This is a genomic window from Catenulispora pinisilvae (assembly GCF_015356865.1).
In the GTDB taxonomy this organism is placed as follows: domain Bacteria; phylum Actinomycetota; class Actinomycetes; order Streptomycetales; family Catenulisporaceae; genus Catenulispora; species Catenulispora pinisilvae.
This window is the reverse complement of record NZ_JAAFZA010000298.1, coordinates 1-11,221: the sequence shown is the minus strand read 5'-3', so window position 1 is coordinate 11,221 and position 11,221 is coordinate 1. Positions and strand designations below refer to the sequence as shown.

Here is an 11,221-nt window from a genome sequence, read left to right as displayed (position 1 = left end):
GGACATCTGCGGTCCGCCGTTGACGCAGTGGTTGTCCTTGGCGCCCACCCCGAAGCCGAGCAGGGCCGCGGAGTCGCCGCAGGCCTGGACCGGGACGTCGGCGGACAGCTGCAGCACGTTGCCGGAGACCAGGCCGGGGGAGTCGGCCGCGGCGCCGAACGCCTTGGCGAACGTGCCGTCGTCCACGCAGTCGTTGTCGTGGGACGTGACGTCGGCGGACAGCGCGCCCGCGGCCAGCCCGCAGGCCTGGACCGGGACGTCGCCGGCGACCGAGCCGACGTTGCCGGAGATCGCCCCGGGGCTGTCGGCGGCGTAGCCGGTGGCCTCGGCCTTGGTGTCGTCGGTCCGGCAGGCGTTGTCTCGACTGCCGACCACCGCACCGCCGGCCGCGCCGGCGTCGCCGCAGACCTGGACCGGGACATCGGCGGGGACCTGCGCCACGTTGCCGGAGACCGCGCCGGGGCTGTCGGAGGCGGCCCCGCGCGTGGTCGCCGAGTCCTGCGCCGCCGCGGTGCCCGCGTAGCCCATGACCAGCGTGCCGGTCGCAGCCGACAGCAGCAGTCCCTTCCTTACAAAGGCGTGCATGGATGTACCTCGGATGTCGTCGAATTCGAAGGAGCCGAAGCTCGGCTCTCGGGCCCCAACGACACCTTCGGAGCTCCGGTAACGGATATCGGGCCGATGGGTGGTCGAATATCCACCATCCGGCAGATACCGGCGTTTTTTGTTACCGGGTCAGGGGATTGCCTGCCTCACTCCTGCGCGGAAACCGTCATCTGCGCCACCCCGACGATGTGTCCGCCCATAACAAAGCCCGAATACGCCGTACTGGTCCCGGCGCTCGGCAGCCCGATGCTCGGGACGTCCAACGCCAGCACCCGGATCCGGTAATGGTGCGCGATGTCGCCGGTCGGCGGGCAGGGCCCGTCGAAGTGCGGGTCGCCGAAGTCGTTCTGGCCGACCACGGTGCCGGCCGGCACGGCGGCCTGACCGCCGAAGGAACTCGCGGTCGCCGGGATGTCCCAGGCCCGCCAGTGCGAGAAGCCGCTCCCGGTCGGGGCGTCCGGGTCGAACATCTCCACGGCGTAGCTCTTGGTGCCGGCCGGGGCGCCGGACCAAGTCAGGCGAGGCGGGGTCGTGGCCCCGGTGCAGACATCGGCGGCCGGGAAGACGCCACCGTCCCGCAGATCCGGCGAGCTGACGTGGAAGTGCGCGGCGGCCCGAGGGATGCCGTCGCGGATCGGACTGTGGCCGAACCGGTCGGAGCACGCGGCATAGGCGGTGGCGGCCCCGGCGGAAAACACGGCGGCGGAAGCAACCCCGGCAACGGTGATTCTCGTCTTCTTGTTCATGATGCAAGATTCTGGTGTCCACGGACTGGACCAGGGAGAGCGTTCGAAACCTGGTACCGCGCGTACCACCCGGCAGAGCACCCTCGGCGAGTTCCTGACTGCCATGCGCGCCCGGCTCGCGCCGGCGGACGTCGGTCTGCGCACCGCCGGCCGCCGCCGCACCCCGGGTCTGCGCCGCCAGGAGGTCGCCGAACTGGCCGCGGTGAGCATCGACTGGTACATCCGGCTGGAGCAGGGCCGCGTCGGTGCCCCGGGCACCGCGGTGCTCGACGCCCTCGCCGAGGCTCTGCGGCTCACCCCGGTCGAGCGCGAGTACCTGCATCTGACGGCGCGCGGCCAGACGCCCCCGCGCCGCCTGCCCGATCGCCCTGACGGCGTGAGCCCCTCGGTCCGCGCGATCCTGGACGGGATGCCAGCGCTCCCGGCCTACGTCCTCGACCACTGCTTCGACGTACTGGCCCACAACGCCGCCGCGACAGCGATGTTCGGGACCGGATTCGGCCACGGCCCGTTGGCGAACGTGGCCTTCCTGCTGTTCTTCGACGAGGACATGCGGCGCGGCCAACTGTCCTGGGAACAGGTCGCCCGCGAAACGGTCGGCGCGCTCCGGGCCAACGCCGCGAAGTACCCGGACGACCCCCGCCTCCAAGCGGTGATAGCGCGGCTGCGGGCCGAAAGCTCCGCATTCGCGGCCTGGTGGGGCGACCACACGGTCAGCGAGCGCGGCAGCGGGGTGAAGCGGGTGGCGCACCCGGTGGCCGGCGTCCTGACCGTGGCCTACGACATGCTCGCCGCGCCCGGGGCCGTCGAGCAGCGCCTGGTGGTGCTGACCCCGGTCGGCGCGGTGACCGAGCAGCGGCTGCGCGCGTTGGTGACCGCTAATGCGCCAGCGCGAACATCTCCCCTTCCTCCTCCGTCACCAGCCCGTCGCTCACCAGGCTCGCCAACGCCCGTTCGCGCTGCGTGACGTCCCGGGTCCAGGCCGCCTCCAGCTCCTCGCGTGGCACCGGTCCGTGGGTGTCGCGCAGGACCGCGAGGAGGCGGCCGCGGGCCTGGCGGTCCGTGCCCTCGTAGGTCTGCCCGCGGCGTGGCGGGCCGTCGTAGGCGGGCTTGCCGTCCGCGACCCAGCGGCACAGCTTCGCCACCGGGCAGGCGTCGCAGCGGGGGGCGCGGGCCGTGCACACTACCGCGCCCAGCTCCATGCTCGCGGCGGCCCACTCCGCGGCGTCGGGGGCGGCGTCCGGGAGCAGGGCGGTGGCGATGCGGCGGTCCTCCGGGGTGGTCGCCGCGGCCGGGAACTCGGTTCCGGTCACCACTCGGGCCAGGACCCGGCGGACGTTCGTGTCCAAAACGATATGCCGCTTCTGATAAGCGAACGACGCGATCGCCCCGGCGGTGTACTCGCCGACGCCGGGCAGCGCCCACAGATCCTCGTAGGTGTCCGGGACCACGCCGTCGAAGGCCTCTTCGATGGCCGTGGCGGCCGCGTGGAGGCGTTGTGCGCGCCGGGGGTACCCGAGGCGCCCCCAGGCCCGCACCGCCTCGCTCACGGGCTCCGCGGCCAGTGCCGCGGGCGTCGGCCAGCGGTCGAGCCAGGCCTCGTAGACCGGCAGCACCCGGTTCACCGGAGTCTGCTGGAGCATGAACTCGCTCACCATCACCGCCCACGCCGAGGCGTCCGGGCGCCGCCAGGGAAGGTCCCGGGCCTCGGCCCGGAACCAGTCGACTACCCGTTCGACCAGTTCAGCCCCTTGTTCGAAGGCTGCGAGGCCGATGCCGCCGGTTCTGCGCGTAGTCGTTCTTTCCGCCATCTGACGATCGTACGGCGAGGCGCGCAGCACACCGCGGCACCGGCCCCGTAGAGTGACCCCTCGTGGGTTCGCTGCGAAATCCCGTCGGGTCTCTCGCGCCTGCCGTCTACTGGCGGCGGCGCGTTTTGGTTCTGCTGGCCGTCCTCGCTGTGCTGGCGCTGCTCTTGTACGCGTGCTCGGGGTCGGGCTCCGGGAAGAAGCAGCCAGTCGCTGACGGCAAGACCAGCCCGGGCGCGTCGCAGTCCTCGACCCCGAACGGCGGCGGTTCCTCGACCGGGGCCAACGGCGGCGCTTCCGGTACGCCCGGGGCCCCCGGCGGCTCCTCCTCGGGTAGCGCGGGCGCGCCCTCCGGCGGTGCCAGCGGCGGCTCGTCGGCCGCGTCCGGCGGCACCGGCGGGACGGGCGGTACCGGGGGCACCGGCGGGACCACCGGCGGCACCGCACCGGCCAGCGGCCCGGGCTGTGAGCTGAGCCTGAGCCTGACCAGCGCGGCCTCGGCCTACGCCAACGGCATCGACCCGCAGTTCACCGTCGCGGTGACCAACAAGGGCACCGCCGACTGCGACGTCGACGTGAGCCCGAAGACGCTGGTCCTGAACGTCTACTCCGGCCAGGACCGCATCTGGTCCTCGGCGGACTGCGCGCCCGGCGGCGCCTCCCCGCTCGGCATCGGGCCGAACCAGGTCAAGACGGTCACCTACACCTGGAACCGCATCCGCTCCTCGCCGGGCTGCCCGGCCAGCCCGGTGGCGGCGCAGCTCGGGACGTACTACGGCGTGGTGAGCCTGGCCCCCGGCAGCACCCCGAACACTCCGGCGGCGCAGAGCCAGCCGAAGTCCTTCCAGCTGAAGACGGGTAGCTGAGGGCCCAGCCCCGAGCGGGATCGCGGTTCGCCGAGAAAACTTCTCGGAGCCGTGTACAGAATGCGGAGTCGGCTCCGACTAACCGGTGAAAGCACCGAGAGCCCACTGCGTAGGAGACCCAAATGACTTCCGAAACCCCCGCGCCCATCGTCCGCTGTGACATGTCGATCTCGATCGACGGCTTCACCACCGGCCTGGAGGCGCAGCGACCGCCCTACCTCGACGACCGCTTCCACCGGGTCACCCGCTGGGTCTTCGCCGATGACGACACCTCCCGGCTGATGAAGGCCGAACGCGTCGACAACACTGGCGCCTACGTGATGGGCCGCCGCATGTATGACTCGGCCGGTGACCACTGGAACGTCGAGTCGCCTTACAAGACCGATGTTTTCGTCGTCACCCACCGGCCGAAGGAGCCGGTGAAGCTCGACGACGGCACCGTGTTCCACTTCGTCACCGAAGGCGGCGTCCCGGCCGCGATCCAGGCCGCCGGGGCCGCCTGCCCGGACGGGAAGCGCGTCCACCTCTCCGGCGGCGCCAAGGTGGTTCAGCAGGCACTGGCCGCCGACCTGGTCGACGAGCTCCACCTGCACGTCACGCCGGTCCTGATCGGCCAGGGCACGCGGCTGTTCGACGGGCTGCCGGATCGGCTGGTCGAGCTCGAACCGCTCCGGGTCATCGACGCAGGCGGCGTCATCCACCTCAGCTTCCGCCTCCCGCGCTCCCAGAAGGGCTGATCGCCATGACCCGGCAGACCGCGCACATCAAGTCCCAGGACGGCGCCACGCTGGCCGTGGACACCGTCGGCGAGGGTCCGGTGGTGATCCTCGTCGGCGGCGCCTTCAACGACCGCGGCACGGTCGCCGGCGTGGCCGCGGAACTCGCGCCGCGCTTCACCGTCGTCACCTACGACCGCCGCGGCCGGGGCGAGAGCACGGATCCGGTCCGGGAGGCCGGTGGCGGGTTCGACGTCCAGAACGAGATCGACGACCTCGCGGCGGTCATCGAGAACGTCGGCGGCCGCGCGCACCTGTTCGGCCACTCCTCGGGCGGCATCCTGGTCCTGGAGGCCGCGCTGCGCGGGCTGCCGGTGGACTCGGTCGCGGTCTACGAGTCGCCCTTCCGCGCCGACCCGGACCTACCGCACCCGCCGGCCGACTTCCTGAACCGGATCACCGCGCTGGCCGACCAGGGCGACCGGGACGGGGCCGCGAGCCTGTTCCTCGGCGAGGCGATCGGCCTGCCGCCGGAGATCGTGTCCGGGATGAAGCACGGCCCGGTGTGGGACTTCTTCCTCGACAAGGCCCTGACGCTGCCCTACGACGTGGCCTTCGCCCGGCCCTCGGAGCTCGTGGACCGGGACCGGCTGGCCACGCTCCGGCTGCCGGTGCTGGCCGTCTACGGCGACCAGACTCCGCCCGGACTGATGGCCGGGGCGAAGGTGGTGGCCGACTCGGTGCCCGGCGCGCGGCTGGTCGTGCTGCCCGGCCAGGACCACAGCGTGCTTCAGCACCCCGAGGCGCTGGCGCCGACGCTGGTCGACTTCTTCGGCTGAGGCGCGATTGCCTTGCCGGGAAAGGGAAAGCCGCCTTCCGAGAGGGAAGGCGGCTTCGGTGCCTGGCAAGCGGTGCTCAGTGTCGGCCGGTGGTGCGTGGCTCAGCCGTGGCGTTCCAGGTCAGACGTAGCGCTTAAGGTCGGACGTAGTGCTTCGATCAGACGTAGCGCTCCAGGATCGACGACTCCGCGAGTCGCGACAGCCCCTCGCGCACCGAGCGGGCCCGGGTCTCGCCGACGCCCTCGACCCGCTGTAGGTCGTCGATCGAGGCCGCGAGCAGCTTCTGGAGCCCGCCGAAGTGCTCGACCAGCCGGTCGATGACCGCACCGGGCAGCCGCGGCACCTTGGCCAGCAGCCGGTAGCCGCGCGGCGAGACCGCCGACTCCAGCACCTCCACGCCGCCGCCGAAGCCCATCGCCTTGGAGACCTGGAGCAGGTCCAGCAGCTGGGTGCGGTCCAGGGCGCCGAGGTCGTCGGAGACGTCGGCGACCGTGCGGGCCTTCTTGCCGGTGCGCTCGGGCAGGTAGTCGCGGGCGATCAGGTCGCGGTCCGGGTCCACGCCGGCCATCAGCTCGTCCAGTTGCAGGGACAGCAGCCGGCCGTCGACGCCGAGTTGGACCACGTAGCCGGCCACCTCGTCGGCGATCCGGGTCACCATCTCCAGCCGCTGGGACACCGCCGCGACGTCGCGGACCGTCACCAGGTCCTCGATCTCCAGCGCCGACAGGGTGCCGGTGACCTCGTCCAGCCGGAGCTTGTAGCGCTCCAGGGTGGCCAGGGCCTGGTTCGCCTTGGACAGGATCGCGCCGGAGTCCTCCAGGACCACGCGCTGGCTGCCCAGGTACAGGGCGATGATGCGCATCGACTGCGACACCGACAGCACCGGGAAGCCGGTCTGCTTGGCGACGCGGTCGGCGGTGCGGTGCCGGGTGCCGGTCTCCGCGGTGGGGATCGCCGGGTCCGGGACCAGCTGCACGCCGGCCCGGACGATGCGGCTGCCGTCGCTGGAGACCACCACGGCGCCGTCCATCTTGCACAGCTCGCGCAGACGTTGGGGGGAGAACTCGACGTCGAGCACGAAGCCGCCGGTGGCCATCTCGTCGACCAGCTTGTCGAAGCCGAAGACCACCAGGCCGCCGGTGTTGCCGCGCAGGATGCGCTCCAGACCGTCGCGCAGCACCGTGCCGGGAGCGACGCTCGACAGGATCGCCGACAGGGCGGCGCGTTCGGTGGCCTCACCTACCACTGTGCGATTCCCATCCTGCTCTCGTGTTCTCATCTAGGGTGCCCGGCCCCCACGTGCCGCGCGATCCCGATCTCCGCGAGAGCGGGAACCAAACGGTCGTAGTGACTCAACCTTACCGGCGTGAGCCCGTCGCCACGGCGTGAAGCGCTGCTCGGACGTCGCCCACTTCGACGATCGACAGGCCCGCTGGGTTCCCGCCGTAGTCCTTGCCGTCCGGATCCGGGGGCACCAGCGCGGTCTTGAAGCCCAGCCGGGCGGCCTCGGTGAGCCGCCGCCGCACCCCGGTCACCGGCCGCACCTCGCCGGCCAGCCCGACCTCGCCGATGGCCACCACGCCCTCGCCGACCGGCTCGTTCACCGTGGCCGAGGCCAGCGCCAGCAGCAGCGCCAGGTCCGCGGCCGGCTCGGTGAGCCGCACCCCGCCGACCGTGGCGCTGTAGATCTCCGAGCTGGCCAGCCCGCCGATCCCGCCGCGCTGCTGGAGCACGGCCAGGATCATCGCCACCCGGTTGGTGTCCAGGCCCGAGGAGGCCCGGCGCGGGGTCGGGGCGCTGGTCTTGGTGACCAGCGCCTGCACCTCGGCGACCAGCGGCCGGCGGCCCTCCAGGGTGACGGTGACGCAGGTTCCCGGGACCGGGACCGGCCGCCGGGACAGGAACAGGCCCGAGGGGTCGGACAGGCCGCGGATGCCGGTGTCGTGCATCTCGAAGCAGCCGATCTCGTCGCTGGCGCCGTAGCGGTTCTTCGCGGCGCGGATCAGGCGCAGCGAGGAGGCCCGGTCGCCCTCGAACTGCAGGACCACGTCGACCAGGTGCTCCAGGATGCGCGGGCCGGCGATGCTGCCGTCCTTGGTGACGTGCCCGACCAGCACGCACGCCATGTTGCGTTCCTTGGCGTCCCGGATCAGCGCCGCGGCCACCTCGCGGACCTGGGTCACGCCGCCGGGCGTGCCGTCCACCGCGGCCGAGGCGATGGTCTGCACCGAGTCCACGATCACCAGCCGCGGCCGCACCGCCTCGATCTGCCCGAGCACCGAGCCCAGATCGGTCTCGGCGGCCAGGAACAGGTTCGGGTGCAGGGCCTTGATGCGGTCGGCGCGCAGCCGGACCTGGGCCATCGACTCCTCGCCGGTGACCACCAGGGTGCGGGCCCCGGAGCCGGCGTAGGCGGCCGCGGCCTCCAGCAGCAGCGTGGACTTGCCGATGCCCGGCTCGCCGGCCAGCAGCACCACCGCGCCGGGTACGAGCCCGCCGCCGAGCACCCGGTCCAACTCGCCCACGCCGGTGGGCACCGCGGCGGCGTCGTCCACCGCGACCTCGCCGATCGGCCGGGCCTTCTGGGCCGGCATGGTCGCCACGGTCTTCGGGGCCGACTTGGCAGCCCCGCGTTCCTCAACGCTGCCCCAAGTCTGGCACTCGCCGCAGCGGCCGACCCATTTGGCGTACTGCGTACCGCACTCGGTGCACTGGTAGGAGGCCGCGGAGTCAGCCTTCCGGGCCCGGGAGTTGGTGGTCGGCATGGCGCCACGTTAGCCGTCGGCTCCGACAGCGGCGCCTGTGGGTACATATAACGGACCGCGGCGTCGCGTCCAGGGGCGATATTCGATCAAATGAGGTCAATAGGGGCGCCCGAGTAATAAGAATGCCCTGATCCACTGGCTAGACGTCACTCGAATGGCTTAAATTCTGAGGCCGTGACGGATCGGGAAATGGTGACGGCGCTGCGCGCGGGGGATCAGCTCGCCATCGGGCAGATCTATGACACATACGGTGCGCGCCTGTATGCATATTGTTATGACCTGCTCGCCGATCATGAGCTGGCCGCGGACGCCCTCCGAGACGCGTTCATCGTCGCCAACAACCGGATCCGCGAGCTGGCCAACCCGGACGAGCTGGGAGCCTGGCTCTACGCCCTCAGCCGCGCCGAGGCGCTGCGCCTGGGCGTCTCCGACGACATCCCGGCCGACGCGGCGCAGGGCACCCGCAACGACCGGTTCGCCCGCGCGGCGCTCGACGTCTACGCGATGCTGCCGCCGGAGACCCGGGAAATCCTCGACCTGGCCTTCCGGCACCGGATGGTGGACGGCGACCTGTCGCTGGTCATGGACATGACCGAGGAACAGATCGGGCAGGTGGTCCAGGACGCCCAGGAGGACCTGGAGAACGGTCTGACCGCGGTGCTGGCCAACCGGGTCGGCGACCCGCGCTGCGCGGAGATCGCCGAGCTGGGCAAGCGCTTCGACCGGCTGGACGGCAAGGCCGTGGACCCCTGGCTGGACTCGGTCTCCCGGCACGTGAAGGCCGACCAGGCCTGCGCCGACCACATCGAGAACCGGCGGCCGCTGCGGCTGTTCGAGGAACTGCCGCACGCCTTCGTGCCGCCCGGGGTGCGGGCCCGGGTGCTGGACACCCTGCGCGACCCGGCCGGGGCGGCGTTCTGCCAGCGGATCGCGAGCCGGGCCGGCGACTTCGACGAGTCCGGGTTCCCGGCCGGCGGCGGCAAGTCCAAGGCCGGCGGCGCGCGCAAGCTGCTGCCGATCTTCGGCATCGTCGCGGCGGTCGCGGTGGTCGGCGGCGTGGCCTACGCGGTGGTCGGCGGGGGCGGCGGTTCGGGCGGCACGGCCGGGACCGGGGCCACCTCGTCCGTGGCGACCACGACGTCCGACACCAGCAGCGCGGCGGGGACCACGGCGGGCGGGACCTCGGCGACGCCGTCGACCCAGCAGGCCACGGACTCGGCGACGGGTTCCTCGACCGACAACGGCGGGGTGCCGACCGGCGCGTCTGCCTCCGACACCGGGGCGACGCACCACACGTCGTCGTCCTACCGCCACACCACCTCCTCCTCGTCCGAGCACAGCTCCACGCCGAGCAAGAAGCCGAGCACGAGCAGCGTCTCCAGCACCCCGTCGACGTCGGAGTCGATCCCGAGCGGTCCCGGGCTGCCCAGCAACACCGACACCACCCCGGGCACCCCCACCAGCTGAGCGCTCCCTCCGACGAACCCTCCCGCGTCACTCTGCCGGGTGACGCGGGAGTTTGGTCACGGCCCGGGCTCCAGAACCCCTCGAAGGTGGCAACCTGGGCCGATTCCACCGATGAGCGCAACGGCCGATGTCTAACGTCGGCTGGTGTGAAGGACCACGACTCGAACGCCACGGATCCCCTCGATCCCGCGGACCCGGTGAACCGGGACAGCGTCTCCGACAGCTGGGGACGCGCGGCGGCTTACGACGCCTACGCGGACGGTCTGCACACCTACGCCCTGGGTGGCCTGCGCCACCACGAGGCCGCGTCCTCGGCGGTGTACTGCGCCTTCGTCGCGGCCGACCACCATGTGGCGCATCTCGGGGACGCCGAGATGCTGCGGCCCTGGCTCTACGCGATCACGCGGCACTTCTGCCGGACCGGGAAGCTGCCGCGGCTGCGGCTGACGGCGTCCTCGGCGCCAGCTTCGTCCGCGTCGGCTCCGGCGCCGGCTCCAGGGTCGGCCCCCAAGGACGCGGCGATGGCCGAGCTGGAGCGCACGCTGCTGTCGGCGGAGCTGGCGTCCCTGGACTGGCCGGACACCGACGGCCTCAGCGGCGCGCACCGCGAGATGCTGGAGCTGTCGGTCCGGCACGGGATGGAGAGCCGCGCGGTCGGGATGATGCTCGGCAAGCCGGCGGCGGAGTCGTTCGAGCTGCTGTCCCAGGCCTGGCACGAGCTTGAGCGCTCGCTGGCCGCCCTGGCCCTGCTGCGCACCTCCCGCCGGCACTGCCCGGAGCTGGCGACGCTGGCCGAAGGCTGGTCCGGCCGGCTCACCGCGCAGCGCCGCGAGCCGCTGGTGAGGCACGTCGACGCCTGCTCCCGCTGCCAGTACCACCTGCACAAGGAGATCGGGGCACCGCAGGCCCCCTCGATCCTCCCGCACGTCCCGGCGCCCAAGGCCCTGCGCGAGCGAGTCCTCGGCGACCTGCTGGACACCACCGGCGAGAAGGCGGCGGAGAAGGCCGCGATCGCCACCCGCCTGTCCCGCTTCGACGCCTTCGGCTTCCCGGCGATAGCGACGCCGCGGCCCCCGCAGCCGCGGCCCCGCACCGCCACCCCGATGCCGGTGGAACGCCGCCCGCGACGCCTCGGCGCCCTTCTGGCCGGCCGGGTCTCCTCGGCCGCTGCCGAAGCCGTCGTCGGCGAGGTGGCGTCGGCACCGGAGCGATTAGGCATGTCGGCCTCCGCGTCCCCGGACGCGAAGCAGCCGGCGAACACGGTCAACGAGAGAAGTGGTTCCGATGATGTTGCTGTGACCGCCGGAACCGAACGGCGCCGCTGGCTGCGCAGAGCGTCGGCGGAACTGGACGAGGGCCCGATCGCGCCGCGCCGGGGGCTGGCCGCCGGTGTCGGGGCTGCGGGGGC

General features: G+C 72.4%; 10 protein-coding genes and 1 pseudogene. 6 read left to right on the top strand and 5 right to left on the bottom strand.

Annotation, left to right across the window (positions count from 1 at the left end; all coding sequences use genetic code 11):
- On the bottom strand, positions 1-585 hold a 585-nt coding region (locus IZR01_RS43765; RefSeq protein WP_194927267.1), incomplete at its 3' end, for a chaplin.
- A gap of 167 nt (positions 586-752) precedes the next feature.
- The gene (locus tag IZR01_RS43760) at positions 753-1,352 is read right to left on the bottom strand and encodes a YbhB/YbcL family Raf kinase inhibitor-like protein (protein WP_194898522.1); all 600 of its coding nucleotides are present in this window, start codon (positions 1,350-1,352) and stop codon (positions 753-755) included.
- Between IZR01_RS43760 and IZR01_RS43755 the strand changes: the two genes are divergently transcribed.
- A complete protein-coding gene (locus IZR01_RS43755; protein WP_228561259.1) occupies positions 1,351-2,319 on the top strand; it encodes a helix-turn-helix transcriptional regulator in 969 nt (322 codons plus the stop codon). The two genes, IZR01_RS43760 and IZR01_RS43755, sit on opposite strands and share 2 nt — an antisense overlap.
- On the opposite strand, the gene IZR01_RS43750 is transcribed toward IZR01_RS43755, so the two are convergent.
- Positions 2,231-3,163 (bottom strand): iron-sulfur binding domain-containing protein, encoded by a 933-nt coding sequence (locus tag IZR01_RS43750; protein ID WP_228561258.1) that lies wholly within the window; start codon positions 3,161-3,163, stop codon positions 2,231-2,233. The genes IZR01_RS43755 and IZR01_RS43750 overlap by 89 nt on opposite strands.
- 62 nt (positions 3,164-3,225) lie before the next feature.
- Here IZR01_RS43750 and IZR01_RS43745 point away from each other — a divergent pair, with 62 nt between their 5' ends.
- The 3 genes from IZR01_RS43745 (at position 3,226) to IZR01_RS43735 (ending at position 5,581) form a co-directional block, all read left to right on the top strand.
- The gene (locus tag IZR01_RS43745) at positions 3,226-4,026 is read left to right on the top strand and encodes a hypothetical protein (protein WP_194927266.1); all 801 of its coding nucleotides are present in this window, start codon (positions 3,226-3,228) and stop codon (positions 4,024-4,026) included.
- Positions 4,027-4,148: 122 nt separating this feature from the next.
- A complete protein-coding gene (locus IZR01_RS43740) occupies positions 4,149-4,763 on the top strand; it encodes a dihydrofolate reductase family protein (protein ID WP_194927265.1) in 615 nt (204 codons plus the stop codon).
- Positions 4,764-4,768: 5 nt separating this feature from the next.
- Positions 4,769-5,581 (top strand): alpha/beta fold hydrolase, encoded by an 813-nt coding sequence (locus IZR01_RS43735; protein ID WP_194927264.1) that lies wholly within the window; start codon positions 4,769-4,771, stop codon positions 5,579-5,581.
- A gap of 157 nt (positions 5,582-5,738) precedes the next feature.
- Here the strand turns inward: IZR01_RS43735 and disA are convergent, their stop codons facing one another.
- A complete protein-coding gene (gene disA / locus IZR01_RS43730; RefSeq protein ID WP_194898524.1) occupies positions 5,739-6,797 on the bottom strand; it encodes a DNA integrity scanning diadenylate cyclase DisA in 1,059 nt (352 codons plus the stop codon).
- 142 nt (positions 6,798-6,939) lie between these two features.
- Positions 6,940-8,346, bottom strand: coding sequence for a DNA repair protein RadA (gene radA / locus IZR01_RS43725; RefSeq protein ID WP_194898518.1), 1,407 nt, complete (start codon positions 8,344-8,346; stop codon positions 6,940-6,942).
- 174 nt (positions 8,347-8,520) lie between these two features.
- Between radA and IZR01_RS43720 the strand changes: the two genes are divergently transcribed.
- Together IZR01_RS43720 and IZR01_RS43715 are read left to right on the top strand one after the other, a co-directional pair.
- On the top strand, positions 8,521-9,813 hold the full coding sequence (locus IZR01_RS43720) for a sigma-70 family RNA polymerase sigma factor (protein ID WP_194898517.1): 1,293 nt from the start codon (positions 8,521-8,523) through the stop codon (positions 9,811-9,813).
- 146 nt (positions 9,814-9,959) lie between these two features.
- Positions 9,960-11,221: pseudogene (locus IZR01_RS43715) on the top strand (hypothetical protein); the annotation flags it as partial.

Bases quoted from the DNA above. Each gene is read 5' to 3' on its own strand.
- IZR01_RS43755 (WP_228561259.1), top strand. From the start codon at position 1,351: ATGATGCAAGATTCTGGTGTCCACGGACTGGACCAGGGAGAGCGTTCG.
- IZR01_RS43760 (WP_194898522.1), bottom strand. From the start codon at position 1,352: ATGAACAAGAAGACGAGAATCACCGTTGCCGGGGTTGCTTCCGCCGCC.
- IZR01_RS43750 (WP_228561258.1), bottom strand. From the start codon at position 3,163: ATGGCGGAAAGAACGACTACGCGCAGAACCGGCGGCATCGGCCTCGCA.
- IZR01_RS43740 (WP_194927265.1), top strand. From the start codon at position 4,149: ATGACTTCCGAAACCCCCGCGCCCATCGTCCGCTGTGACATGTCGATC.
- IZR01_RS43735 (WP_194927264.1), top strand. From the start codon at position 4,769: ATGACCCGGCAGACCGCGCACATCAAGTCCCAGGACGGCGCCACGCTG.
- radA (WP_194898518.1), bottom strand. From the start codon at position 8,346: ATGCCGACCACCAACTCCCGGGCCCGGAAGGCTGACTCCGCGGCCTCC.